General features: G+C 62.0%; 26 protein-coding genes and 1 pseudogene. 18 read left to right on the plus strand and 9 right to left on the minus strand.

From position 1 onward, the window contains the following. Window positions 1-83: 83 nt before the first annotated feature. Window positions 84-1013, minus strand: a complete 930-nt coding sequence (locus FAA86_RS15080; RefSeq protein WP_136541888.1) for a 1-phosphofructokinase family hexose kinase — start codon at window positions 1011-1013, stop codon at window positions 84-86. Window positions 1014-1249: 236 nt separating this feature from the next. Here FAA86_RS15080 and FAA86_RS15085 point away from each other — a divergent pair, with 236 nt between their 5' ends. Beyond that, entirely contained in the window at window positions 1250-1870 is a 621-nt protein-coding gene (locus FAA86_RS15085; RefSeq protein ID WP_136541890.1) for a riboflavin synthase subunit alpha, read from the plus strand. A gap of 10 nt (window positions 1871-1880) precedes the next feature. Here the strand turns inward: FAA86_RS15085 and FAA86_RS15090 are convergent, their stop codons facing one another. Beyond that, a complete protein-coding gene (locus FAA86_RS15090; RefSeq protein WP_136541892.1) occupies window positions 1881-2273 on the minus strand; it encodes a response regulator in 393 nt (130 codons plus the stop codon). A 199-nt stretch (window positions 2274-2472) separates the two neighbouring features. Here FAA86_RS15090 and FAA86_RS15095 point away from each other — a divergent pair, with 199 nt between their 5' ends. Both FAA86_RS15095 and FAA86_RS15100 read left to right on the plus strand, forming a co-directional pair. After that, complete coding sequence (locus FAA86_RS15095; protein WP_136541894.1) at window positions 2473-2859, plus strand: hypothetical protein; 387 nt, start codon at window positions 2473-2475, stop codon at window positions 2857-2859. 29 nt (window positions 2860-2888) lie between these two features. Further along, window positions 2889-3380 carry an MgtC/SapB family protein gene (locus FAA86_RS15100; protein ID WP_136541896.1) on the plus strand — a complete coding sequence of 164 codons (492 nt, stop codon included), beginning with the start codon at window positions 2889-2891 and terminating at the stop codon, window positions 3378-3380. Window positions 3381-3383: 3 nt separating this feature from the next. Here the strand turns inward: FAA86_RS15100 and FAA86_RS15105 are convergent, their stop codons facing one another. Both FAA86_RS15105 and FAA86_RS15110 read right to left on the minus strand, forming a co-directional pair. Continuing rightward, entirely contained in the window at window positions 3384-4172 is a 789-nt protein-coding gene (locus FAA86_RS15105; RefSeq protein WP_136541898.1) for an SDR family oxidoreductase, read from the minus strand. Next, on the minus strand, window positions 4169-4360 hold the full coding sequence (locus FAA86_RS15110) for a DUF3008 family protein (protein ID WP_136541900.1): 192 nt from the start codon (window positions 4358-4360) through the stop codon (window positions 4169-4171). The genes FAA86_RS15105 and FAA86_RS15110 overlap by 4 nt, the downstream gene beginning before the upstream one ends. A gap of 142 nt (window positions 4361-4502) precedes the next feature. Between FAA86_RS15110 and glgX the strand changes: the two genes are divergently transcribed. Further along, window positions 4503-6581, plus strand: coding sequence for a glycogen debranching protein GlgX (gene glgX / locus FAA86_RS15115; RefSeq protein ID WP_136541902.1), 2079 nt, complete (start codon window positions 4503-4505; stop codon window positions 6579-6581). Window positions 6582-6604: 23 nt separating this feature from the next. Here the strand turns inward: glgX and FAA86_RS15120 are convergent, their stop codons facing one another. Both FAA86_RS15120 and FAA86_RS15125 read right to left on the minus strand, forming a co-directional pair. Further along, window positions 6605-7612 carry a diguanylate cyclase gene (locus FAA86_RS15120; RefSeq protein WP_136541904.1) on the minus strand — a complete coding sequence of 336 codons (1008 nt, stop codon included), beginning with the start codon at window positions 7610-7612 and terminating at the stop codon, window positions 6605-6607. A gap of 243 nt (window positions 7613-7855) precedes the next feature. Further along, the gene (locus tag FAA86_RS15125; RefSeq protein WP_377344433.1) at window positions 7856-9034 is read right to left on the minus strand and encodes an acyl-CoA dehydrogenase; all 1179 of its coding nucleotides are present in this window, start codon (window positions 9032-9034) and stop codon (window positions 7856-7858) included. Between the two features lie 105 nt (window positions 9035-9139). Here FAA86_RS15125 and FAA86_RS15130 point away from each other — a divergent pair, with 105 nt between their 5' ends. The 5 genes from FAA86_RS15130 (at window position 9140) to FAA86_RS15150 (ending at window position 18663) form a co-directional block, all read left to right on the plus strand. Then, window positions 9140-10060 (plus strand): LysR family transcriptional regulator, encoded by a 921-nt coding sequence (locus tag FAA86_RS15130; protein WP_136541908.1) that lies wholly within the window; start codon window positions 9140-9142, stop codon window positions 10058-10060. A 105-nt stretch (window positions 10061-10165) separates the two neighbouring features. After that, window positions 10166-15610 carry an alpha-2-macroglobulin family protein gene (locus FAA86_RS15135; protein WP_136541910.1) on the plus strand — a complete coding sequence of 1815 codons (5445 nt, stop codon included), beginning with the start codon at window positions 10166-10168 and terminating at the stop codon, window positions 15608-15610. Continuing rightward, window positions 15610-17697 carry a penicillin-binding protein 1C gene (gene pbpC, locus FAA86_RS15140; RefSeq protein WP_136541912.1) on the plus strand — a complete coding sequence of 696 codons (2088 nt, stop codon included), beginning with the start codon at window positions 15610-15612 and terminating at the stop codon, window positions 17695-17697. The genes FAA86_RS15135 and pbpC overlap by 1 nt, the downstream gene beginning before the upstream one ends. 86 nt (window positions 17698-17783) lie before the next feature. After that, the gene (locus FAA86_RS15145; RefSeq protein WP_113460972.1) at window positions 17784-18185 is read left to right on the plus strand and encodes a hypothetical protein; all 402 of its coding nucleotides are present in this window, start codon (window positions 17784-17786) and stop codon (window positions 18183-18185) included. Between the two features lie 61 nt (window positions 18186-18246). Continuing rightward, a complete protein-coding gene (locus tag FAA86_RS15150; protein ID WP_136541914.1) occupies window positions 18247-18663 on the plus strand; it encodes an OsmC family protein in 417 nt (138 codons plus the stop codon). On the opposite strand, the gene FAA86_RS15155 is transcribed toward FAA86_RS15150, so the two are convergent. Beyond that, window positions 18639-19250, minus strand: a complete 612-nt coding sequence (locus tag FAA86_RS15155) for a DUF1810 domain-containing protein (protein WP_342774135.1) — start codon at window positions 19248-19250, stop codon at window positions 18639-18641. The two genes, FAA86_RS15150 and FAA86_RS15155, sit on opposite strands and share 25 nt — an antisense overlap. Window positions 19251-19439: 189 nt before the next feature. On the opposite strand from FAA86_RS15155, the gene FAA86_RS15160 reads away from it, so the two are divergent. After that, window positions 19440-20543: a DUF475 domain-containing protein gene (locus tag FAA86_RS15160; RefSeq protein WP_136541918.1), complete on the plus strand. Its 1104-nt coding sequence runs from the start codon at window positions 19440-19442 to the stop codon at window positions 20541-20543. Between the two features lie 71 nt (window positions 20544-20614). Here the strand turns inward: FAA86_RS15160 and FAA86_RS15165 are convergent, their stop codons facing one another. Then, entirely contained in the window at window positions 20615-20794 is a 180-nt protein-coding gene (locus FAA86_RS15165) for a hypothetical protein (protein WP_136541920.1), read from the minus strand. A 131-nt stretch (window positions 20795-20925) separates the two neighbouring features. On the opposite strand from FAA86_RS15165, the gene FAA86_RS24635 reads away from it, so the two are divergent. The 8 genes and pseudogenes from FAA86_RS24635 to FAA86_RS15200 all read left to right on the plus strand — a co-directional run bounded on the left by FAA86_RS24635 (window position 20926) and on the right by FAA86_RS15200 (window position 24572). After that, window positions 20926-21084, plus strand: a complete 159-nt coding sequence (locus tag FAA86_RS24635) for a hypothetical protein (protein WP_167495001.1) — start codon at window positions 20926-20928, stop codon at window positions 21082-21084. A gap of 13 nt (window positions 21085-21097) precedes the next feature. Beyond that, entirely contained in the window at window positions 21098-21280 is a 183-nt protein-coding gene (locus tag FAA86_RS15170) for a hypothetical protein (protein ID WP_136541922.1), read from the plus strand. Between the two features lie 9 nt (window positions 21281-21289). Further along, a pseudogene (locus FAA86_RS24965) lies at window positions 21290-21477 on the plus strand (hypothetical protein). A 3-nt stretch (window positions 21478-21480) separates the two neighbouring features. Then, window positions 21481-21750, plus strand: coding sequence for a hypothetical protein (locus FAA86_RS15180; protein ID WP_136541924.1), 270 nt, complete (start codon window positions 21481-21483; stop codon window positions 21748-21750). Window positions 21751-21830: 80 nt separating this feature from the next. Then, window positions 21831-22469 carry an exopolysaccharide biosynthesis protein gene (locus tag FAA86_RS15185; protein WP_136541926.1) on the plus strand — a complete coding sequence of 213 codons (639 nt, stop codon included), beginning with the start codon at window positions 21831-21833 and terminating at the stop codon, window positions 22467-22469. A 54-nt stretch (window positions 22470-22523) separates the two neighbouring features. Next, on the plus strand, window positions 22524-23069 hold the full coding sequence (locus FAA86_RS15190) for a sigma-70 family RNA polymerase sigma factor (protein ID WP_136541928.1): 546 nt from the start codon (window positions 22524-22526) through the stop codon (window positions 23067-23069). Then, on the plus strand, window positions 23056-23829 hold the full coding sequence (locus FAA86_RS15195) for an anti-sigma factor family protein (RefSeq protein ID WP_136541930.1): 774 nt from the start codon (window positions 23056-23058) through the stop codon (window positions 23827-23829). The genes FAA86_RS15190 and FAA86_RS15195 overlap by 14 nt, the downstream gene beginning before the upstream one ends. 23 nt (window positions 23830-23852) lie before the next feature. Continuing rightward, a complete protein-coding gene (locus FAA86_RS15200) occupies window positions 23853-24572 on the plus strand; it encodes a Bax inhibitor-1/YccA family protein (RefSeq protein ID WP_113460979.1) in 720 nt (239 codons plus the stop codon). Between the two features lie 85 nt (window positions 24573-24657). Here FAA86_RS15200 and rhaI read toward each other — a convergent pair whose 3' ends face one another. Continuing rightward, entirely contained in the window at window positions 24658-25950 is a 1293-nt protein-coding gene (gene rhaI / locus FAA86_RS15205; RefSeq protein WP_136541932.1) for an L-rhamnose catabolism isomerase, read from the minus strand. Between the last annotated feature and the right edge of the window lie 68 nt (window positions 25951-26018).

Below are 26018 nucleotides of genomic sequence, written 5' to 3' on the forward strand. Positions count from 1 at the left end.
CCCATAATAAACTTGATTATCTGTGACAAGTAATAAAACAACCGGCGCGCGGTTTTCCCGCAACCGTGACCATCAGCCAGAGCTTAAACCGCGGCACGCGCCCGCTCGAAGAGATCGTTGACGTCCTGCCTCCGGCAAAGTTCTGTACCGGCCGTCATGACGGTGGCCGCACCCGCGGCCTGACCGAAGAGGAAAGCGTCTTCGATCGTGTTTCCTTGCGCAAGCGACCAGACCATGCCAGCTACGAAGCTATCGCCTGCACCTGTCGCCGAATTGACCGGCACTTCGATGGCAGGGAGACGAATGATCTGGTCGGCCGAGGCAAGAACGGCTCCATCGCCGCCAAGGGTAACAGCGATATACCGGGCAGCCCCGCTCCGGGCATAGGCTTGCGCCGCCGCACCGACTTCGTCGTGGCTCAACTTGCGTCCGAGAAACGCCTCGAACTCGCCCAGGCTCGGCTTGACCAGGAACATCTTGGATTTGGACAAGGCCTCTGCGAGCGGAGCGCCGGATGTGTCGAGCACGAAGCGTGCACCCGCTTTCGCAACGATTTCCGCCAAACGGACATAGGTATCATCGGGTGCGCCTCGGGGCAGGCTCCCGCTGGCGACCACGTAATCTGCCTCGCTCGTCTCGATCGCCTCGAATACGGGAGCGAGTTCCGCGTCGCTCACCAGGGGGCCTTCTGGCACGAAACGATATTCGAGGTTGGTGGAGGTTTCGTGGACCGCAAAAGCGACCCGGACAGGATCGTGGATCGTGAACGCCCGCTCCACGATTGGCAGAGGCTTCAGCATGGCTTCCAGCAATTCCCCGGTTGCCCCTCCCGACAGGAACATCAGTTCACAGGTCCCGCCGAGCGTGACGATGACCCGGGCCACATTGATCCCGCCGCCGCCCGGAAACTGCTGCTGATTGTGGGTGCGTGTCTTGTGCGTGTGTCGCACCACCTCTGCATCGCTGGAGATGTCGATTGCAGGGTTGAGGGCAAGGCAAAGGATTTTGGGCATGAATCTGGCCACCACTGAGGAAGAAACAGGATACTGCAATACGGATGCGACAGATCTAGGACGCCAGGGGCGGTAGCCGCAAGCCGGTCAAAAGGCGCAGCCCCTCAACCGCGATGGACAACTGACGTTCCACAGGGAGCGTCCAAGGTGAACAGTGCGGTCGGCTCGACAGGGATTGTCTTTGGCGATTGAGACATTACCTTCGCTGCGCATCTCTCGAAGGAAAACCAGCAGTCATGTATACCGGCATCGTCCAGACCGTCGCCCCTGTCAAATCTGTTGTGCGCCACGACGGCTACACCACCTTCTTCATTGAAATGCCGGAACGGCTGATGGCAGACCTTCAGATCGGAGCCAGCGTTTCAGTCGAAGGCGTGTGCCTTTCCGTCACGACGATCGACGGTAACACGGTCACCTTCGATGCCATGGACGCAACCTTGGAGCGGACCAATCTCGGAACTCTTCAGACAGGTCACGGCGTCAACATCGAGCGCTCGGCCAAGCCGACGGATGAGAATGGCGGCCACAACATCGCCGGCCATATCGCGACCACGGCCGAGCTCGTCGCCGCGAAGATGGAAATGCCTGGAGCGTTCATACGCTTCCGCGTGCCGGAAGAGTGGGCCAAATACGTGTTCAAGCGCGGCTATCTGGCCGTGAACGGCGCGAGCCTGACGGTCGCGGAGGCCGAAGGTGACACCTTCACCATCAACCTCATTCCCGAGACGCTGCGCCAGACGACCTTTCCGCGCTACAGGGTGGGCGATGCAATCAACATCGAGGTCGACCATCAGACCATGGTCATGGTGGATGTCGTGGAACGCACCCTCGAACGCCTGATGGCAAAGCGCAGTTAGGCAGCCGCCTTCAGTGGCGGCTATGGGATCCTGACGAGGGGACGTCTTTCATCAGCGAGACCAGCACCTGCCGGTAATCGGCGGGCTTCGACGCGCAGAGTTCCTGAGGAATGCCGTTCTCTTCGATTTCCTTTATGGCCGAGCCCGAAACGATGCGGAACGGGATCCCGTTGCGCCTCAAGCGCTGGACGATCGGTGTGACTGCGCCATCCCGCACCTGAAAATCAAGGATTGCGCCGGAGATATGCTCGGTGTCGAGGATCTCCAGGGCATCGCGCACACTCTCGGTCGTGATGACATTCACACCAGCGCGTGCGACGGCGTCTGCAGCGTCCATAGAAATGAAGACGTCGTCCTCGACGATGAGGATCGTGTCGATCGCTAAAGCCTGTCCTGGTCTCATCTTCGTTCTCCTTTTGCCACCACAACGTCTTCAACCGCGCTTTGTTCAGTTTTTCTTAAATTGCTAAACGATATGGTAAACATAGACTTAACGCGTAGTTTCGTTCCGATGTTGCGCTGCATGGATGGAACCCGAGCCCACCTTGGAACATCCATGCAAAGCCCTGCGTTTTCACTCCGCAGAACAACGGAGATCACACATGCAGATCATTGGAACGGAAATCATTGAAAGCCCGCAGCCTCACACGGCCTTCATCGTCGAGTTTCTCGGCGACGGCGGAGAAAAGGTTTCGGTTCACATGGCCGAGACGGAAAACGGCGGCCTGACGCGGGACAACGCGGTCCAGAAGGCGCAGGTCCTGCTGCTCCAGGCGAGCCGCTTTGGTCTTTCCGATCAGGCTGACGATGACGAGACTGCCGACAAGGAGCCGAGCGCTGCCGTTGAAAGCCTTCGTCAGGAGCAGCAGGAGCGCAAGGTCGACGAGCGCAACGGCTCTGCTCTGCAGGAGGGACTGGAGGACACCTATCCTGCCAGCGACCCTGTCTCGGCGACCTATACCTCGACCATCGGTGAACAGAAGCACTAACAAAGCCGCATCGGCTTTACGGTAACGACATGCCCGCCGAATTGAACAGCTTTGGCTCGGCGACTTTTCTGGAGCTGTCTGCCATTATCGTTCGACTGCTGATCGCCATGGCCTGCGGGGCGGCGATCGGGGTCGAACGAGAGTGGAAGAGCCATGCTGCGGGCTTGAGGACGCACATCCTCGTTTGTCTTTCGGCGGCGATCGTTGCCATCCTCACAATCGAAATCGCGCACCACAATGCCTTCAACGAGAACGAAGTCAGGCTCGACCCGATCCGCCTGATCGAAGCGGTGACAGCGGGCGTCGCCTTTTTGGCGGCAGGCATGATCGTCTATGCGAAAGGCGAAGTGCATGGCCTGACGACGGGCGCCGGCTTGTGGTTCGCCGGCGCCATTGGCTTGTCCTGTGGTCTGGGCTTCTGGCAAATCGGCCTCATTGCCACGGGCTTTGCCCTCTCTGTTCTCTGGCTCCTTCGGGTAATCGAGAACAAGCTGCCAGAGAAACCTGACGAGAACGAGTAGTCGCTATCGAAGCAGGCTCTGGCCGCCGTCAACCCAGATCGGGGTTCCCGTCACATGCCTTGAGGCATCGGAAGCAAGGAAGGCCACGACATCGGCGATATCCTCAATCGTGCCGGATTCGCCGCCAGTCAGAGGAATGTCCCCTTCGGGAAACTCGACCGGCACCTCCGTCTGGCGCTTTTTACGAACATTCGTGTTGTCGTCGATCTCAGTCTCGATGGCGCCGGGACATATCGCATTGATGCGGATGCCGTGGCGCCCCAGCTCAAGCGCCAGCTGCTGCACCATGGCGAGCTGTGCCGCCTTGGTCGCCGAATAAGCGGTGGCACCGGGCGTCGTGAAGGTCCGTGTCCCGTTGATCGAGGACATGACGATGATCGACCCGCCGGTCTTCTTCAGGAATGGCACCGTATGGTGCAGGGTCAGATAGGTGCCCCGCAGATTAATGGCGATCGTCTTGTCGAATTCCTCGGGCTTCAGGTCGTCGATAGGCGCCCATGTCCCGTTGATCCCGGCATTCGCAACCACGATCTGCAGACCTTTTCGTGCGTCGATCAGACGGCCGACCGCCTCCGCCATCTGATCCGCCTGACTGACATCGGCGACCAGTACCATGCCGTCGCCGCCACCGGCCCGGATCTCGGCAAGCGTTTCTTCAAGCTCGTCTTCCGTGCGACCCAGAAGGCCAACAAAGGCGCCGCCTTTTGCGAGCCTCAGCGCAGCACCTTTGCCAATTCCGGACCCGGCCCCCGTGACGAGGGCGGTATCCCTCTCGAATTCAGCCCCGTTCATGAACGATCGTCCGCATGCTCGGGTTTGCCCTTGCGTTTCGTGGAAGCGAGATCTTCGAGTTCCTTCTCGCTCATGCTCTTTTCCATGCTGCGGGACGCGCCTTTCAGATCGGAGACCTTCGCGTACCCTCGCTTGGCCGCAAGGGCCGCACCGGCTGCCTTTTGCTGTGCTTTCGACTTCGCTGGCATTGCCATCTCCTCTGGTGTTTCAGGGCCTGTCGTGTCGCAAGCAAACCGGCGAAAGAAACGAAAGTTCCTGGCCGCTCACGGCGCGGAACAAAGACAGGGCCTTGCGGATTAAGCTGCGCAACTCCAGACATCAGAGGATCAGATGGACGCCAAGAGCACGCATTTTCATGTCACGCCGGGCGAGTGGCACAAACTGGGCGCGTGCTTTGATGGGGAGGGAACGAATTTCGCATTGTTTTCCGCCCATGCCGAACGCGTCGAGCTCTGCCTCTTCGACGAGAGCGGGAGTGTCGAGATCGCACGGGTCGAATTGCCGGAATATACGAATGAGGTCTGGCATGGCTATTTGCCGGGCGTGAAGCCGGGCCAACTCTACGGCTACCGCGTCCACGGCCCGTACGACCCGGAAAACGGTCATCGGTTCAATCCGAACAAGCTGCTGCTCGATCCCTATGCGCGAGAGATCGTCGGTGACTTCGCCTGGTCGAAGGCCCATTTCGGCTATGACTTCGACGCCGAGGAAAAGGATCTCTCCTTCAACGCACTCGACAGTGCGGACTGCTCCCCCAAATGCCGCGTCATCGATCCGGCGGAAAGCCGCGAGACGAACGGGTTCAAGATGATCCCCTGGGCGGAGACCATCGTCTACGAAACGCATGTGAAGGGCTTCACCAAGCTCCATCCGGCAATCCCGGAAAACCTGCGCGGCACGTTCGAAGGCCTCGGCCACAAGGCGGCCGTGGACTATGTGAAGAGCCTCGGCATCACCTCCATCGAACTCCTGCCGGTGCATGCTTTCCCCGACGACAGTCACCTGATGGACAAGGGGCTGCATAACTTCTGGGGCTACAACACCATCGGCTTCTTCTCGCCGGCGAGCCGCTATTACGGCCCCAAGGGTCTCCACGGCTTCCGCGACATGGTGCGGGCCTTCCACGATGCCGGCATCGAGGTCATCCTGGACGTCGTCTATAACCACACGGCGGAAGGCAACGAACTCGGCCCGACCCTTTCCTTCAAGGGCATCGACAACTTTTCCTACTACCGCACACTGCCCGACAATCACCGCTACTACATCAACGACACCGGGACGGGAAACACGGTCAACACCTCGCATCCCCGCGTTTTGCAGATGGTGATGGACAGCCTGCGCTACTGGGCTGAAGAGATGCATGTCGACGGTTTCCGCTTCGACCTGGGCACCATCCTCGGCCGCGAGCCGGAGGGCTTTGACCAGCGTGGCGGCTTCTTCGACGCCGTGACACAGGATCCCGTGCTGTCAAAGATCAAGCTGATCGGCGAGCCCTGGGACATCGGCCCCGGCGGCTACCAGGTCGGCGGCTTCCCGCCGGGCTGGGCCGAGTGGAACGACAAGTATCGTGACTCCACCCGCGAATACTGGCTGAATGCGGACAACACCTCTCAGGACTTCGCCGCCCGGCTGCTTGGCTCCGGTGATATCTATGACCTTCGCGGCCGCCGTCCCTGGGCCAGCGTCAACTTCATCACGGCCCATGACGGCTTCACCCTCAACGACCTCGTCTCCTACGATCAAAAGCACAACGAGGCGAATGGCGAGGACAACAACGACGGTCACCACCACAACCGCAGCCACAATTACGGCCACGAAGGACCGACCGACGATGCGGAGATCAACGCAATCCGCGATCGGCAGAAGCGCAATTTCCTGGCCACCCTGTTCTTCTCGCATGGCACCCCCATGCTCTTGGCCGGCGACGAATTCGGCCGGTCGCAGATGGGCAACAACAACGGCTATTGCCAGGACAGCGAGATCAGCTGGCTGCATTGGGAAGACCTGCCGCCGGCCTGCGAAGAGCTGAGAGAGTTCAGCCGACGGCTGATCGCCTTGCGCAAGGCCCAGCCCCTGTTGCGTCGTGAGAGCTGGCGCGATGGCATGATCATCGACTGGTATCATGTCGAGGGCGGCCATCAGGAGGCAGAGCACTGGCTCGACGGCAACCCGCTGGCCTTGAAGCTGCTGCGACAGGATCTCGAAACGGAAGAAGGCGCCTGGCCGGAAGTACTTCTGCTGTTCAACCCGGTTGCCGAGGACATCGAGTTTGTCCTGCCGGAAACCGGAGGCGGCAATTGGCAACTGGAACTGACGACCTTCGACACCGAGCGACGCGGTGATATTGCGGAAGAAGGCAAGCCCTTCCAGCTGCAAGCACGATCGCTGGCCCTGTTCCGCCGGGCCTGAGCCCAGAGGTCAGAAGTTGGAGGTCAGGCGCCCGAAGCGCGCTGCAGGACCTCGAAATCATAGAGCTGCCCGGCGACCGAGATACGCCGGGCGGAAATGACGACCGGGATCATGTTGCCGGCTCCGTCGCGGATCTCACCACGCTGCCCGGTATAGCCGCCATCGCGGTCAAGCAGCATCAGCCGCTCAGCCCTCGCCTCGCTGCCGGAAACGACGCCGGAGGCCACCATTTCGCTACCGCCGATCTCGTCCCAGCTCTTGCCGACGAGATCGAGATAGGCCTGGTTGACCCGGACATAGCGCGAGCTCTTCTGCCCAATGCTGGAGATCGAAAAGGCAACCGGCGAGAGGTCGAACAGCGCCTGGATGACAGGCCCCGAGAGCGCCGTGGTTTCGGCCTGCTCGATCATCTCACGAGACGGCCCTTCGCCCTCATCGCCCGAAGCAATCTCGTAATCGGCAGGCATGGCCCACTCATCGCGAAGGACGGCCACGAAGCGCCAGAGATCGATTTCCAGAAACTGCGGTTTATGCGTGTCATCGACATTCTCGAGCCGCGCCGGCAGCCTGTCGATCGCATGCGTGAGACGCTGCGTCTCCCGCGGGCTCTTTGCGCTTTCCAGCAGGGCTTTGATCTTGCCAAGAGCAATCTCATGGATCAGCGCATAGGCATCCTGCAGCATCTCGGCGCGCTCGGCCTCGACGGCCTCCACCGGCCTTGACCCGTCGGCAACCGGCAATTCCTCCAGCAGGGCCCAGATCTTGCGCTCCTCGGGACATTCCTCGTGCTTTGCCGTCCCTTGCGGCGCGTAGCGGATGAGGCTGAGAATGATGTCGGCCCCGAAGGCATCGACATTGGCAGGAACGGTTTCGCCGCCAGAGGCGGTTTGGAGCGCCGTGAGACGCGTCGGACTGCCATTGTCATCGAAATAGACGCAGACTTCGGAAATTGCCTCGGGAAACTCCAACCAAGGGTGCTCGCTGCGGAACACCTCCAGCGCGGAATGGTCGAGCACTGTCAGAGCATACATGGCGCCTCCTCCACAACCGGCTGTGGTGCCAAGCACCCGCCCCCTGCTTCCTCAAGCAGGAATCGCCGCTTATCAGCATAAAGCAATCTTCCCGGCTTCTGAACGTGTTTCTATGGCCGGACAAGTATATGAATGTTTAAGCTGAAATCTTGGAGTTTCGGCAGTGACGCAAGAATGCGACAGTCCGGCACCCAAACCCATAAATAGTCAGGGACGCCAGACTGGTAAGGCTCGAATGAGCGATCAGAAGAAGGCCTGGATGCCCGTCTGCGCACGCCCGAGGATCAGCGCATGCACGTCATGCGTGCCTTCGTAGGTGTTCACGGTTTCCAGGTTCTGCGCGTGGCGCATGACGTGATATTCGATCTGGATGCCGTTGCCGCCGTGCATGTCGCGGGCCATGCGGGCGATATCGAGCGCCTTGCCGCAATTGTTGCGCTTGACGATCGAGATCATCTCCGGCGCGAACTGGTGCTCGTCCATCAGGCGACCGACGCGCAGCGAACCGAGCAGGCCGAGCGCGATTTCCGTCTGCATGTCGGCCAGCTTCTTCTGGAAGAGCTGCGTGCCGGCAAGCGGCTTGCCGAACTGCTTGCGGTCGAGGCCATACTGGCGAGCCCGATGCCAGCAGTCTTCGGCCGCGCCCATGACACCCCAGGAAATTCCGTAACGGGCGCGGTTGAGGCAGCCGAACGGTCCCTTGAGACCGGAGACATTCGGCATCAACGCATCTTCGCCGACTTCAACGCCATCCATGACGATCTCGCCGGTGACGGAAGCCCGCAGCGAAAGCTTGCCGCCGATCTTCGGTGCGGAAAGGCCTTTCATACCCTTTTCGAGAATAAAGCCGCGGATCTCGCCGCCATGGGCTTCCGACTTCGCCCAGACGACGAAGACATCGGCGATCGGCGCATTGGAAATCCACATCTTCGAGCCGCGCAGGCGATAGCCGCCCTCGATCTTCTCGGCGCGCGTCTTCATGCCACCCGGATCGGAGCCGGCATCCGGCTCAGTCAGGCCGAAGCAGCCGATGAGTTCACCGGAAACGAGGCCTGGCAGATACTTGTCCCGCTGTTCTTCCGAACCGTAGGCATAGATCGGATAGATGACCAGCGACGACTGCACGCTCATCATCGAGCGGTAACCGCTGTCGATGCGCTCGATCTCACGCGCCACGAGGCCATAGGACACGTAATTGGCATCGGCAGCGCCATACTTCTCCGGCAGCGTCACGCCGAGAAGACCGGCCTTGCCCATGAGGCGGAAGAGTTCTGGCTCGACCGTTTCACCCAAATAGGCGTCTGAGACACGCGGCGCGAGCTCAGCCTTGGCGAATGCCGCCGCTGCGTCCTGGATCATCCGCTCATCCTCACTGAGAACCTCGGACATCAGGAAAGGATCACTCCAGGAAAAGGGTCGCATCTCGCTCATCGGTCTCATCCATTGTTTCGTCCTGCCACATTGCTCATGACTGAGCACAATTCAAGCCATGTTTACTCATGTTGCTATTAGGTCTATTCATATCGCATGCTCACACACCAGCGTCGTTTCCTGCCTTCGACAAGCGCCCTCGCGGCCTTCGATTCCGTGGCCAAGCTCGGCAGCTTTTCCGCCGCCGCCAATGAACTCGCCTTGACCCAAGGCGCCATCAGCCGCCAGATCGGGCTTCTTGAGGATCAGCTTGGCGTCAGGCTCTTCGAGCGCACGAACCGCGGCGTCGAACTCACACAGATTGGCCGCACATACGCCAAGGGCATAGGCGACGCGCTCGCCACGATCCGCACGCTCTCGCTCGAAGCCATGGCGACGCGCAACGACACCCATCTGCGCCTCGCCATCCTGCCGACCTTCGGCACCCGCTGGCTGATGCCGCGCATCCCCGACTTCCTGGCGAAGAACCCGGCGATCATCATGGACTTCGCCACCCGCATTGGCCAGTTCGAGTTCGAAGGTTCGGGCCTCGATGCAGCGATCCATATCGGGGAACCGAACTGGCCTGGCACCGATTGCCAGTTCCTGATGCATGAAATCGTGGCCCCGGTCTGCAGCCCGACTTTCCTTGCTGACAATCCGGTCGCCAAACCGGAAGACCTTTTGGCCAAGCCGCTGTTCGACATGGCATCCCGGCCAAGGGCTTGGGAGCAGTGGTTCGCAAGCCTGGGCATCAGTGACGGTCGAGGCGGTGGCATGCGCTTCGAACAGTTCTCCAATGTAGTCCAGGCCTGCCATGCAGGGCTCGGCATTGCGCTCGTCCCGACCTTCCTGATCGAACCGGAACTGGCGAGCGGACAGCTTGTTCGCGCCTGGGATCACGAGGTGAAAAGTTCGAGCGCCTATTACCTTGTTCGCCCGCTTTCGAAGATGGCCTATGGGCCGGCCAGCAGCTTTTCGGCCTGGATACTGGAGCAGGCAAGAACCTTCAGCGAGCCGCGTCCCGCATGCGGCTGAGAACACCCAGAAATGACTCAGCGCCTGTGTCCTGTGCCGATTGACAACCTACCGTCATGAGCAAAGACTAACCTTCGAAAGCCATGATCAGGCTCGGAGGGGACCATGTTCACACACCGTTTTTCGGGATTTCTCGCACTCGCGCTGGCTCTTGTCCCGATATCCCTCCCCGCTTCCGCGCAAGACATCCGCACCATCGAACGCATTGATGACGCCGACTATTTCGGCTTCGATCTGAGGACAGAAAAGAACGTCTCCATCGACGAATGCGAGGCAAGCTGCATCGGCGACTCCGCCTGCCGCGCCTTTACATTCAATCCGAAAGTGAACTGGTGCTTTCTGAAATCCGATTATGACCAGCTGAACAGCTTCCCGGGAGCGATTGCAGGCCGTATCGTCGTCCAGGCCGCCGAAGAGGACATCGGCGCGCCGCCGGCGCTTGGCTTCGTCTCGGACTATGTGAAATCCGAGGCCCGCAATCAGCGTGACAGGCTGACGATAGCGCCGGAACAGGACGGCTGGGGCCGCGAAGCCTTGATCGAAACCGGGCGATCAGCCTTCACTGGCGGCAACGTCGATTTTGCGCTCATATCCCTGAAGGGTGCTCTCTCGATCGATCCTGAGGATCCGGCACTCTGGCTCGAACTGGCCCGCATGGCGAACACCGTGACCGGCAATTATTCAATGGCCAATGAAGGCGCGATGGCCTCGATCAACGGCTATCAGCTGACCCGCGGGGCCTCGACCCGCGCGGACGCGCTCGCCACGCTGGCAAAGTCCCTTGAGAATAGCGAGAACTGGCGCCCTGCGCTGAGCGCCTACAAGGCAAGCCTTGAACTCGCATCGAATGCGCAAGTGCGCGCCGCCTTCGAAGACCTGCGCTCCCGCCAGGGCTTCCGCGTCGTCAATAATACCGTCGATTCCGACAGCGCGTCGCCGCGCGCCTGCATCGAATTCTCAGAACCGCTTGTCAAGCGCGGCGTCGACTATTCCTCTTTCGTCACCCTCGACGGCAAGACGCCGAAGGCGCTCGAAGCGAAGAACAACCAGATCTGCGTTGAAGGCCTGGAGCATGGCGGCCGTTATCGCCTCGCACTTCGCGCCGGCCTGCCCTCGTCGGTGGACGAGAACCTGGAAGCCCCTGTCGAACTCGAGGTCTATGTCCGCGACCGCAGCGCCACAGTGCGCTTCACCGGCGACGCCTTTGTTCTCCCCTCCTCCGCACGTCAGGGCATTCCGCTGGTATCCATCAACAGCGAAAGCGCAAATCTCGAGCTCTATCGCATCGGCGACCGCAACATCGCCCCGCTTTTGGCATCGTCGCAATTCCTCACCCAGATGGACGGCTATACCGCCGGTCGCGTGAAGGATGAATTGGGCGAACTCGTCTGGCAGGGCTCGGTCGAGATCGCCAACGAGCAGAACAAAGAAGTCGTTACAAGCATTCCGTTGCAGGAAGCGCTGCCCACCCGCAAGCCCGGCATCTACGTTCTGACCGCCGTCTCGCCGACTTCAGTCACCGAAAACTGGGACAGCCGTGCAACGCAGTGGTTCGTGGTCTCCGATATCGGCCTTTCGACCTTTGCCGGCACTGATGGCCTGCACGTTTTCGCCCGCTCGCTGGCAACGGCCAGCCCGCTTCCGAACATTGAGCTGCAGCTGATCGCCAAGAACAACGAGATCCTGGCAACCGCCACGACCGATGCCGAAGGCCGTGCCCGCTTCGACGCCGGTTTGGTGCGCGGCGGCGCAGCACTGGCGCCAGCCGTCATCGCGGCCCGCAGCGGTGCAGACGACAACGTCTTCCTCGACATGACCCGCGCCGGCTTCGATCTCTCCGACCGTGGCGTTACCGGTCGCCCGGCACCGGGTCCGGTCGATATCCTCGCCTGGACCGAACGCGGCATTTACCGCCCTGGCGAAACCGTGCACGCAGCAGCCCTTGCCCGTGACACCAATGCCGATGCCATCTCCGGCTTGCCGCTGACTTTCCTTTTCTCGCGACCGGATGGTGTTGAATTCCGCCGCATGGCCGTGACGAGCGAGACACTCGGTGGTTACGCCGTTGATCTGCCCATCCTGGCCAATGCCATGCGTGGCACCTGGACGGTCGCAATCCACACCGACCCCAAGAAGCCGGCCATCGCGCAGTCGACCTTCCTGGTTGATGACTTCGTGCCCGACCGGCTCGACCTGAAACTCTCGAGCGAAGCCACGGCGATCTCGCCTGAGGAGGCCGTGACGGTGTCCGCCGACGGACGTTACCTCTATGGCGCGCCGGCAGCAGGTCTCACGCTGGAAGGCGAAGTCGTCATCCGCCCGACGACGAGCCATCCGGACTTTGATCGCTACAGCTTCGGCCTTTCGGACGAAGAAGGCATCGAGGACATGCGCGTACCGCTCGAAGGCCTTGACGCGCTGGATGACGACGGTCTCGCCAACATCGACGTCTCCCTCACCGACCTGCCTTCCACGACGCGGCTCCTGAATGCCGACGTGGTGCTGCGTCTGCGCGAAGGCGGCGGCCGCGCGGTTGAGCGCAAGCTGACCCTGCCGGTCACGCCGGAAGGTCCTATGATCGGCATCAAGCCGGAATTCGAGGGCGATCTCGCCGAAAACACCAATGCCGCCTTCAACCTGATCGCGCTTGGCCCCGATGGTCAGCGTCAGTCGCTGGCGGGCGCCCGCTGGAAGCTGATCAAGCTGGAGCGGAACTATCAGTGGTACCGCGACGGCTCGTCTTGGCGCTACGAACCGATCACCACGACCAAGCTCGTGGCCGATGGCACCACAGACATCGCCTCCGATGGCACCGCGCTTTCGGTACCGGTCACCTGGGGCAGCCACCGGCTGGAGGTCGAACAGGGTGGCGCCGTTACCAGCGTCGATTTCGATGCCGGCTGGTTCGTCACCGCAAGCTCCACCGAGACGCCGGATGCCCTCGAAATCGGCCTGGACAAGCCCTCCTATCAGGTCGGCGACACCGCGAAACTCAAGATCTCGCCGCGCTTTGCCGGCCAGGTCATAGTCACCTCCGGCACGGATGCTCTGATTTCCACACAGGTTGCCGATGTCCCGGCCACCGGCACGGAAATCGAGATCCCTGTGACTGCCGATTTTGGCGCCGGGGCCTATGTGACGGCAACCCTTTTCCGTCCAGGTGATGCCGAGGAAAGCCGGATGCCGGCGCGTGCGATCGGCATTGCCTGGCTCGCGGTCGATCCGGGTGCCGACAAACTAGCCATCAAGCTTTCACCGCCGGAAAAGACGCTACCCCGCCAGCCGCTGGAAATCCCCGTGGAAGTGACCGGGGCCGGCATCGGCGAGGAAGCCTATGTGATGGTCGCCGCCGTCGACGTCGGCATCCTCAACCTCACCCGCTACGAGACACCCGATCCGGAAAGCCATTACTTCGGCCAGCGCCGCCTCGGCCTTGAACTGCGCGACCTCTATGGCCGTCTGATCGATGGCTCGCTGGGCGCCACCGGGCGTCTGCGCACCGGTGGTGACGGCGGACAGGTCGCCCTTCAGGGCAACCCCCCGCGCGAAAAGCTCGTGGCCTTCTTCTCAGGGCCCGTGAAGCTCGACGGAGACGGGAAGGCGACCGTCTCCTTCGACATACCCCAATTCAATGGCACGGCGCGTGTCATGGCCTGGGCCTGGTCTAAGACCGGCGTCGGCCATAGCGAGACAGACGTGATCATCCGCGATCCGGTCGTCGTCACGGCCAGCCTGCCCAAATTCCTGGCGCCCGACGACGAAAGCAGTCTGCGCCTCGACATCGCGGCGACGGATGCACCATCCGGCACCTACACGCTCGCCGTCACCGGCAACGATCCGGTCGGCGTTGGCGGCGCGGACACCCAGGAAGTCGCGCTGACCTCAGGTGAGACGACCACCGTCACCCTGCCGCTGACCGCCAATACACCCGGCGACGGCGTCATCGACATCGCTCTCTCCGGCGCCGACGGTATTGCCGTCAGCCAGTCCCTCGATCTTCCGGTGCGCCCGGCAACCCTGCCGATCACCGAGCGGCAGGTCATTGCGCTCGCACCGGGCAAGAGCCTGACCGTCGATGGCAACCTGCTCGCCGACAGCCTGCTGCAGGGCGCCTCGGTCAGCCTCAATATTGCCCGTGCCGATGGCCTCGACATTCCGGGCCTGCTGATGGCGCTCGACCGCTATCCCTATGGCTGCGCCGAGCAAACGACCAGCCGCGCGCTGCCGCTTCTCTATTTCGATGAACTGGCCAAGCTCTCCGGCCTGCCGGAAGACGAGGCGATCAACAAGCGCGTTCAGGATGGCATCCTGCGCGTGCTCGCCTATCAGTCATCGAGCGGCTCCTTTGGCCTCTGGGCACCGGGTTCTGAAAGCCTCTGGCTCGACGCTTATGTCACCGACTTCCTGACCCGTGCCCGCGAGCAGAAGTTCGACGTGCCGGAAGAAGCCCTCCTCCAGGCGCTGCAGAACCTGCAAAACCGCATCGCCTATGACAACGACATCCGCACGCGCGGCAACGAGATCGCCTATGCGCTCTACGTGCTCGCCCGCAGCCGCAAGGCCTCTCTCAGCGATCTGCGCTACTACGCAGACACAATGCTGGGCGACTTCCCGACGCCGCTCTCGAAAGCGCATCTGGCCGCAGCCCTGTCGCTCTACGGCGACAGCGAACGCGCCAACGGCGTCTTCCTCGATGCCGCTGGCATGAGCGAACAGGCCCGCTTGACGCCGGTCAGCTTCTCGCGCTCCGACTATGGATCTGCCCTTCGCGATGCCGCAGGCGTTCTGGCGCTTGCCGCCGAAAGCCGGCCGGTTCCGCCGGTCGTCCCGATCCTGACAAAGGTGGTGGCGGACGAGTGGAAGGCGAAGCAGACGCTGAGCACCCAGGAACAGACCTGGATGCTGCTCGCCGCCCGCGCACTGCAGCAGGACGACAAGGGTCTGAAGCTGGACGTCAACGGTGCGGAAAAGACCGGCGCCTATGCCGCCACGATCCCCGGCGACGCGCTCCTGCAGGCGCCGCTGACGCTGACCAATACCGGCCTCGATCCGGTGAGCGCCGCCATCACCACGGTCGCAGCACCCGTGCTGCCCCCGGCGGCCGGCGGCGAAGGCTTCTCGATCAGCAAGACCTTCTATAGCCTCACCGGCGAAGAGGCCAATATCACCGAGGTCATCCAGAACGAGCGTTACGTCGTCGTGCTGGAGGTGACGGAAGAAGACGAATGGCCGGCGCAACTGCTGGTGACCGATCTGCTTCCCGCCGGCTTCGAGATCGACAATCCGAGCCTGGTCGACAGCGCCGCCCTCGCCAACTTCGACTGGATCGGCGTGACCGAAACGGCGCATCTCGAATTCCGCAGCGACCGCTTCGTGGCAGCCATCAATCGCGGCGCGGGCGAGAACGGCACGATCACGCTGGCTTATGTCGTTCGCGCCGTCACGCCGGGCACCTATGACCTCCCAGCAGCCAGCGTCGAAGACATGTATCGCCCGCAGCTGTCGGCGCGCACGGCAGCCGGTGCGATGACGGTCTCGACCGCACCCTGATGGGTCGGGCGCGGCGCATCGGGATCAGCATCGGGGCGGTCGCCATCGCGGCCACCGCCTCGCTCGCTGGGCTCGACTGGGCAGACAGAAACTACCCTCCCCCGCTGGACGCGGCGCTGGAGGTCTCGACCGAGATCCTCGATCGCGACGGCCAGCTCTTGCGCGCTTTCGCGACCCGCGAGGGCCTCTGGCGGCTTGAAACCACAATCGATGACGTCGATCCGGCCTTGCTGCGAATGCTCGTCGCCTATGAGGATCGCCGCTATGATAGCCATTCCGGCGTCGATCTTCTGGCGCTGGGGCGAGCCGCCTGGCAGCTTGCCGCCAATGGCCGCATCGTCTCCGGCGCCTCGACGCTTTCGATGCAGGTCGCACGCCTGATCGAGCCGCGCCGGGAACGCTCGATCAGCGCCAAGCTCATCCAGATCGCCCGCGCGATCCAGATCGAGCGGCGCCTGTCGAAGACGGAAATCCTCAACCTCTATCTCACCCACGCCCCCTATGGCGGCAATCTCGAAGGCGTGCGCGCGGCAAGTCTCTCCTGGTTTGGCAAGGAACCCAAACGCCTGTCGACAGCAGAGGCGGCCCTCCTGGTCGCATTGCCCCAGCTGCCGGAAAGGCGCCGCCCGGACCGCTATCGCGACAACGCACTCGAAGCCCGCAAGCGGGTTCTCGAACGCGCCCGCGAGGCCGACGTTGTCGACGACATGGAAGTCGAACTCGCCTTCAACGCATCACTCCCCACCGCACGGCGTCAACTTCCAGCCCTTGCGCCCCACCTGGCGGAAGCCGCACGACGCAAGGCCCCCGCGGCAAAAACCCACCAGACCACCATTATCCGCCCGGTCCAGGAAACCTTGGAAAAGGTAGCACTCGAAGCGGGCCGCAAGCTCGACCCGAAGGTCTCGCTCGCTTTGCTGATGGCCGATGCCACCACCGGCGAGATCGTCGCCGAAGTCGGCGCGGCCAACTATTTCGATGCCTCCCGTTCCGGATGGATCGACATGACGCGGGCTGAGCGCTCTCCGGGCTCTGCGCTGAAACCCTTCATCTACGGCCTCGCCTTCGAGCAGGGTCTCGTCGCCCAGGAAACCATCGTCGAGGATCGCCCGGCCGACTTCTTCGGCTATCGCCCGAAGAACTTCGACATGCACTACCAGGGCGACGTCAGCATCCGCCAGGCGCTGCAGCTGTCGCTCAACGTGCCCGCCGTGCGCCTGCTCGATGCCGTCGGCCCCTCCCGCCTGATGGTGCGCCTGCGCCGCGCCGGGGTGACGCTGAAGCTCCCACCGAACGAGGCCCCGGGCCTCGCGATTGCTCTTGGTGGTGCCGGGATCACGCTGAAGGATCTGGTGCAGCTCTATGCCGGTCTCGCCAACCGCGAGCAGCCCGTCCGGCTCGGCGACGGCATTCGCGACAAAGCCGAACTGATCGACGAGGAGCCGCTTTTCGAACCCACAGCCGCCTGGACGGTCGCCGACGTGCTCGGCGACGTCCTGCCGCCAACCGGCAGCCCGCCCGCCGGCATCGCCTACAAGACCGGCACCAGCTACGGCTACCGCGACGCCTGGTCGGTGGGTTATGACGGCCGCTATGTCCTGGGCGTCTGGATCGGCCGGCCGGACAATGCCGCCGTCCCCGGCATCTCGGGATATCAGACGGCAGCCCCGATCCTGTTCGAAGCCTTTGCCAAATCCGGGCTCGCAGGCACGGCTCTGCCCCGCGCGCCGGCAGGCGCCAATCGCATCGCCGCCTCCGAGCTGCCGCAGTCCCTGCGGCGATTCTCGGTGGACTCGAACGGCCTCATCTCCGTCTCGGCGCGCGAGCGCCCGCCGCAGATCGTCTACCCGCTGGAGGGATCCGTTCTGGAGCTTGGAAAGAGTGCAGATGGGAAAGCTCTGCCTGTTGTCATGAAGATGCAGGCCGGCCGCGCGCCTTTCCGCTGGCTGGTCAACGGCAAGCCGATGAGCGAATCCACCCGGCGCAGAACCGGGGAGTGGCATCCGGAAGGAACCGGCCAGTCCACCTTGACCGTCATCGATGCCGAGGGAAGGGCCGCCTCGGTCAATGTCTTTGTCCGCAATTGAAGCATCTGTGACAGCCGCGCGTGATCCGGCTGTTGATGCGGAGCGTAAAAGACCCCGTTAACCCCATTGAACGGGAGACCTTCGTTATGACCAGCAGCTTTCGCGCCGGACTGATTACGCTCCTGACGCTCGCTTTCGCCGTGCCCTCCGCCATGGCCAACGAGCGCTTCACTGCCAATGACATCAAAGGCGAGATCATCGGCAAACGCATCTATCTCGCTGTTCCCTTCGGCGGCGAATTTCCGCTGAACTATCGACCCAACGGCCAGGTTGACGGCTCCGGTGAGGCTCTGGGTCTTGGCCGCTTCGCCAAGCCGAATGACAAGGGCAAATGGTGGATCAATGGCGATCGCCTCTGCCAACAGTTCACCAGCTGGTACAAGGGCGAGCCGATGTGCTTCGAACTGATCCGCACCGGCGATAAGCGCCTGAAATGGATCCGCGACAACGGCCAGACCGGCACGGCCCGCATCGGCAGCAGCATCTGACCTGCCTTGTCGCGACAATCTCGTGCCCCTATTCTGATCCGCAATCAGGATGGGGACACAAATGGCAGATCTGAGAAGCCGGCCGATCGGTGCAACGGCCAGCCTGGGCCGGATGGGCTATCCGTCAATCCGCTCGGCAACAGGCGGTGAACTTCAGATCGTGACGGGCCCAGCCCAAGCCGGCTTCAACCCGCTGGACCTGCTGCTGGCGTCGCTCGCGGCCTGTATGAGCATGAGCGCGCGGATCGCAGCCCGGGAGCTCGGGTTCTCGGACACCTTCGAAGGTCTCGAAGTCGACGTCAGCGGCGAAAAGTCCGCGGACGAGCCGTCCCGCTTTGTCGGCTTCACCGTGCGAATGACCTTCCACGGCGAGATCCCATCAGAACAGCAGTGGTTGATTGCCCGCCGCGCCGAAGAGATCTGCACGGTCAGCAACAGCCTGGCAGTTCACCCTCAGCTGTTGCTCGGCCCGGTCTGATCCTCGAGAAGCCGCAAGGTTGCTCGGTCCGGCTCGCCATTGCAGAACACCTCCAGGGCGGTCCGGAAAAGCGTGCCCGCACCCGGCTCGGCTGCCTCGGCAAAAAGCGTCATGGACGACTGAAACTTCATGTCGTCAGGCTGTCCGAAGATCTCTCCCAAGCTGCGGTTTGAGTGCGCGAGCACCGCGCTGGTGACCGCGCGCAGGCGTTCCCCGAGGACAGGATGCGCAAGATAGGCTCGCGCCTCGTCGAGCGACGTAAGTGCGAAATACTGCGCCGTTGGCGAACGTCCGAGCCCCGTCAGCTGCGGAAAGATGAACCACATCCAGTGACTGCGTTTCTGCCCCGACTGGAGTTCGCGCAGCGCTTGAGGGTAAAGGTCCTTCTGCGCATCGACAAAGCGGTCGAGGCCGGTACTAGAATGCTTGTCGTCCATGGATGCTCCTCCTTCGGCCTGCCGGAGTAAGAAGCCAACCTGCCCATCGCTGTTGGCCGATACGATCAACTGTTTGCCCCCGAACGCCATAAATCTTGACGTCGGGGCAATGTTCGTTAACAAGAACGTGAGGCGCCGTGATTTCAGCATCACCGCGTCCGAACCTGGTGCCGGGCCCCTCTGGCGAGAGTTTACGGCGCTCTCGTGATGTCGGTACCGCCAGCAATTTGAGCCGGCGGATTCTAGAACAATGAACACTTGGATCATGCTTCGTGCGAAGGCGTGCAGGGCGCTTCGCATCTCCACCATTTCTGTGTCCTCGAGCCTGGAGGACCGCGTATGAGCACCTCAGCAGCAACAGGGGCCAATTCCACCCTCGGCTATTTCCGCTGGGCCTTCATCGTCACTGCGATCGGTCTGGTTCTCGGTGGCGTTCTCGGCTGGCAGTCGTCCGGGACGATCGCCGGAATGGCCACAGTCTTCTTCATCTGTGCAGTCCTTGCTGTGCTTGAGATCTCACTGTCCTTCGACAACGCGATCGTCAATGCCAACAAGCTGAAGGACATGACGCCGGTCTGGCAGCATCGCTTCCTGACCTGGGGCATCATCATCGCCGTCTTCGGCATGCGCATCGTCTTTCCGCTTTTGATCGTGGTCATCGCGGCCAATATCGGCCCCATCGAAGCGGTCATTCTCGCTGCGCGCGAGCCTGCCGAATATGCCCGCATCATGAACGATGCGCATCTTCCGATCGCCGCCTTCGGCGGCACCTTCCTGATGATGGTCGGCCTCACCTACTTCTTCAATCAGGAGAAGGACGTCCACTGGATCGAATGGCTTGAAAAGCACATGGCGCGCTCGGCCTCCATCAAGGGCATCGAGATCGCCGTTGTGCTGCTGCTCATCCTACTGTTCTCCAACCTTCTCAAGGGCGAGGAAGCCACCACCTTCGTCTATTCGGCGATCTACGGCCTTGTGACGTTTCTCGCCGTCGAAGTGCTGGGCGGCCTGCTCGACGCATCCCAGAAGGCCATGAGCGAGGCGGCGAAGGGTGGCCTTGGCGCCTTCATCTATCTGGAAGTGCTGGACGCCAGCTTCTCCTTCGACGGCGTCATCGGCGCCTTCGCCCTGACGCAGAACCTGTTCATTATCGCGATCGGCCTTGGCATCGGCGCCATGTATGTGCGCTCGATGACCATCATGCTGGTCGAAAAGGGCACGCTGGCGGAATACCGCTATCTGGAGCACGGCGCCTTCTACGCGATCCTGATCCTGTCGGTGATCATGTATGTCCAGACGCTGGTGCATATCCCGGAAGTCATCACCGGCCTTGGTGGCGCGGCGCTGATCGGTATCTCCCTCTGGTCCTCGATCAAATACAATCGGGAAGAACGCGAAGCGGAAGAACGTCTGGCCCACGAAAGTGTCGCCGAGAACATCTGAGCGTATCGTATCAGCTTCAGACCAAATAGAAGGCCGGTGTTTGCGCACCGGCCTTCGTCTTTGAGGCTATCTCAATCGGGGCCGACATCCGCCCCTTGCGAGCCGACATCCGGCAAGGAACCCGTGCCCGGCGTTTTCATCGGATCCTGAAGCTCCTCCTTGTCGTGCGGCCCGGCCGCAGGCATGTCCTCGGCCTTGGTCGTCTCCTCATCCGGCTCCGGCTTGCCGGCATTTTCGATCTTCTCGCTCATAGCTATCTCCGTTTTGGGGACAGGAGAAACATGCGGTGGACCGTCCAGGTTCCGACGCCAGAGCATCAGTTTCTCGGGAACCGCAGAAAGCCGTTGACGTTCGGTAGGCATGACCAATGGAGGAGGCTCATATGACCGCAGAAAAAACCGCCGAACCGCACCGTTTGCAGCCGGATCCGCCCGAGGGTGACCGGCGGACGATCGAGCGCGAACTGGCAAAGCAGGACGACCCCGACGAAGAACCAACCGAACAGGGTGTCGACCTCGATCCGAAGCGACGGATCGATTGACGGGAGCATCATCATGAACAGCAAACTGCCACCCGTTCCGGAGGAAAACCGCAGCCACAAGGGGACCGGCGAGACCGGATCGATGAAGAAGGGCGAGGAGCAGCATTTCTCGCCGGAAAAGAACCCCGACAAGCTGGGCCAGCAGGGCAACAGCAAGGTCAACACGACCCATCAGGGATATCAGCAGGACCGATAGGAGCAAACGATGTCGACATCGACAAAAAGCCCATCGACTATCCGCCAGGGCGGACCGGGCGCATCGCACGAGAATGCCAAGGCGCCTCTGGAAGTAGAAAGCCCGCCCCGAAATCGGATCGTAAACACCATAGCGACGTCTCGGGCGGTGGTGGCGAGCGGGATACGCACCATACCCACGACCCTAAGCGGAAGTAGAAGATGAACACCGCGAACCCGCAACTGGAAGGTCTCTACCTCGCCATATCCGCACTTGTCCGTCGCATGATCGAGAAAGGCATTCTGGACGCCGAGGATCTCCATCAGGCGATGTCGGAGGCAAGGCAGGCCGCCGAACAGGATCTTGAGAGCTCCTCCTTGTCAGAGGCCAATCGCAAAGCGGTTCTCTTCCCGATCGATTTCCTCGACAAGGCGGACGGTGATGTGGAGAGCTTCCGCAGCCTGGTCCGCCGGATCGCTGCAGGAAACTGAGCCGTTCAACTTTGCGAGAGAGAATTCTTGTGCGCCATCTTCGGGCTCCTACATCTTTGCTTAGATAGGAGACCCGACGAATGACCAACGCCGCGCCGCAGGTTGATCCCGCCATGGAAGGCGGCGTGGCGTCCAGACGGCTGGCGCGCCTTCGAGCCCAAGCCCTGGAGGCGGGCTCCGTTACCCTGGACGGATTGATGTCTGCCATGGGCCGCAGCAGCATCGCTTTCGCCATTCTCATTCTCTCGCTGCCTGCGCTGACCCCGATCCCCGGCCCCTTCGGCATGGTCTTCGGAACCTGTCTGGCCATCGTCTCCCTCCAGATCATTGCTGGCTTCCGTCGCATCTGGCTGCCGTCCTTTCTTGGGCGGCGCCAGGTTTCAGGCGGCACGATCGACCTGATGGTCCGCTACACAGCACCTCTCGTGGCCCGCGTGGAAACTCTGCTGCGAAAGAACCGCATGCGTCGGTTCGCGGGACCGAGGGCACAGGCATTCCTCGGCATCCCCGTGCTGCTGCTCGCCATCGCCGTGGCGCTCCCCATTCCCTTTGGCAACATGCTCCCCGTCGCGGCTCTGGTGATGATCGCCCTCGGTTTGATGGAACGGGACGGGCTCGTCGCTATTCTCGGCGTGGCCATGGGTGTCTTCGCGCTCGGCGCAACGGGCGGCCTTGTCTATGCCGCAGCCTGGGGTATCGGCACACTTGCAGGCAGCTGAAGAATTTTTCGCGTCTGGTGGAATAAGCCTGCCACCGGCTCCGTATACTGGGGCATGACGACGAACTCGAACCCGTTCAATGTGATTGGCCAGCTCGCAGCCTTGCGACGCTATGCCCGTTCGCTCGTCAGAAACCCTGATGAAGCCGAGGACCTCGTTCACGATGCGCTGGTGCGCGCGCTCGAGCGACGGTCGAGCTTCAGAAGCGGCGGCAGCATGCGCAACTGGCTGATGTCGATCCTGCACAATACCCATATCGACCGGCTTCGCCGCGACCGGGCCGCCCATCGCCGTCATGATGCGGTGGCCGATCTGGCCGATGCCGTGGCGCCGGCTGGACAGGAACATTCCGTCCGGCTCGCCCAGGTGCGGGACGCGTTTCTCGCTCTGCCGGAAGACCAGCGCGAAGCCCTTCATCTCGTGGCCATCGAGGAGCTCTCCTACCAGGAGGCCGCCGATGTCCTGAACATTCCCGTGGGCACATTGATGTCTCGCGTCTCCCGCGCCCGCGCCCGGTTGAGGGCGATGGAAGGCGGCGAGGAGACGAGCGCCGTGCCCCACCTCAGAATCGTTGGAGGAAACCCCGATGACCAGCCATGATCCTGTAATCGAGGCCGACCTGCACGCCTATGTCGACGACCAGCTGGACGTCGGCCGCCGTATCGAGGTCGAGGCTTACCTGTCGGAAAACCCCACGGTCGCCGCCAAGGTGATGGCCGACCTGCGGGTCCGCGACGAGTTGCGGCTGGCTCTCGCCGGCATGCCGTCGGTCGTGCGCCAGGAAACGCGCGATGCGGCACGGACACTCGAAAGCGCCTTCAACCGTCCCCGCACCATCGATGTGATGCGGCGCGCGGCAGCGGTTGTGCTTCTCGTCGGCGCCGGCTGGATTGCCCATGGCTGGATTTCTCCCGGCAGCATCGGCGAAGTCGTGGCCTCCGTGCCGCCACCGCAATTCGTCGAAGAAGCCATCCGCGCGCATCAGACGGCGGAACTGCGCGAGCAGATGAGCTCGCAGACGGTGACGAACAACTTCGATCCGGCAGAGATCCGATCCGCAACGGCAATCGTGCTGCCCACGATGCCGAGCGAATGGGCGGTTCGTGACGCCCAGGTTTTCCCCTCGACCTATGGTCCGAGCGTCGAGCTCGAGGTCGAACCGCAATCCGGCGAGAGGCTGTCCCTCTTTGCCGTCCGGCCTGGCAATTTTGCTGTTCAGCAGGTGCTGCTGAAGCAGGAGGGCCAGACCAACGCAGCCTATTGGCAGATCGGCGAGGTTGCCTACGCGCTGATCTCCGAAACCGAAAACGCGGACAAGCTGGCCGAAGAGGCCCGCAGGCTTGCCCGCACCCTTTATTGATCCATCCAAGGAGGTAATCGACTATGGATCCCATTCAGAACCGCTTCGGCTACGGCGCCCAGGCCCAGTCCGCAGCTCTCTTCGACGAAGGTCTGCGCAAGCATATGCTGCGCGTCTACAACTACATGGGCCTCGGACTGGTCATCACCGGTATCGTTGCCTTCGTGGTCAGCCAGACGCCGGCGCTTTACGTGCCGATTTTCTCCACTCCGCTGAAGTGGGTCGTGATGCTGGCCCCGCTCGCCTTCGTGTTCTTCTTCTCGTTCCGCATCCACGCGATGTCGGCTGCCACCGCGCAGATGGCCTTCTGGGCTTTTGCTGCCGTGATGGGGCTGTCGCTGGCCTCGGTGTTCCTGGTCTTCACCGGAACGTCCATCGCCCGCACCTTCTTCATCACCGCGACGATGTTCGGCGCCATGAGCCTTTATGGTTACACGACCAAGCGTGACCTGTCGCAGTTCGGCTCGTTCCTGATGATGGGTCTGATCGGTGTGATCATCGCCTCGATCGTCAACATCTTCTTGGGCTCGAGCGCCCTGCAGTTCGCGATCTCGGTCATCGGTGTCTTCGTCTTCGTCGGCCTCACCGCCTGGGATACGCAGAACATCAAGGAGCAGTATGCCGAAAACTACGACCAGGAGAGCCAGCAGAAGCTCGCCGTCTTCGGTGCGCTGTCGCTCTACCTCAACTTCGTCAACCTGTTCCAGCTGCTGCTGAGCCTGACGGGTCAGCGCGAAGAATAAGAGAAAACCGCGTCGGGAGAACGCTGAAACAGGAAACGCCCGGGTTCTGCCCGGGCGTTTTCACGAGATGAGAATGAGATCCATCTTAGACGATCCCGCCGGAGCCGCCCTTCACCGCCGGACGCTCGGCCGCAACCCGGGCCCGGTAACCGCTCGCACGATAGGTAGCGACAGGATCGATCGCGCCACCGGCCAGCCGACGCGCCTCCGCCAGGATCGGCTCAACATCGGTGCGATAGGCCCGCTTCAGCGTTTCCGTCGCCATCAGCGCGTCATTGCCCTCCTGATAGCCTTCGAGCGCTGCACGATCCACCAGAAGCGCCTGCGCATAGGCGCGGCGAATCTCGTTGGCGCTGGAGATCAGGCTTTCGATCGGATCGGTCACATTGTGGCTCTGGTCAATCATATGCGCCGGATGGAAACCCTTCACACCGCGATGCTCGGCATCAACGAGTTCGTTGAAGACGAGGAAGAGGCGGTAGGGTTCGACCGAACCGGCATCCAGATCGTCGTCCCCATACTTCGAGTCGTTGAAGTGGAAACCACCGAGCTTGCCGAACTGGATAAGCCGCGCGACGATCATCTCGATATTGGTGTTCGGCGCATGATGCCCGAGGTCGACCAGGCAATGGGCCTTTTCACCCAGCGTCTGCGCGATCAGGTAGTTCGTGCCCCAGTCTTGAACGACCGTAGAATAGAAGGCGGGTTCGTACATCTTGTGTTCGGATAACAGTCGCCAGTCGTCCGGCAGCGCCTTGTAGATGTCGCGCATCGCATCAAGGTAACGCTCGAACTGGCGGGTGAAATTGCTTTGCCCCGGGAAGTTGGATCCGTCACCGATCCACACCGTCAGCGCCTTGGAGCCGAGGGTGCGTCCGATCTCGATGCATTCCAGGTTATGCTCGACCGCCTGACGACGCGTCCCGGCGTCCACATGGCTGAGCGAACCGAACTTGTAGGAATGCGCCTGATCGGAACCATCCGAAAAGGTGTTCGAGTTCATCGCATCGAAGCCGAGCCCGAGTGCATCGGCCTTGGCCTTCAGCTCCTTCGGGTCGGCCTTGTCCCAGGGGATATGCAGCGAGACTGTCGGCGTAGCGCGGGTCAATTGCTGGATGACGCCGCAGTCATCAAGCTTGTCGAAGATATGCCGCGGCTCGCCAAGTCCGGGGAAGCGAGCAAAGCGCGTGCCACCCGTGCCGACCCCCCAGGAGGGAACGGCGACGAAGAAGTCGGCGACCTTCGCGGTCACCTTGTCGATGTCGATCGAGCTGCGGGCCAGCTTTTCACCCAGCGCCTGATAGTCGCTGCGATGGGCTGCTTCGCGCTTGTCATTCTCCGCCGCGACGATTTCGGCGGCAATTCGCATCTCGGTCATTCTTTCCTCCACCTCGCGCGAACGATTGTTACCGAAGCGCGTTTATCTGCAATCTGAAACGACAAACG

Origin of the sequence: Rhizobium rosettiformans W3 (assembly GCF_004912135.1) — a bacterium.
GTDB lineage: Bacteria > Pseudomonadota > Alphaproteobacteria > Rhizobiales > Rhizobiaceae > Allorhizobium > Allorhizobium rosettiformans.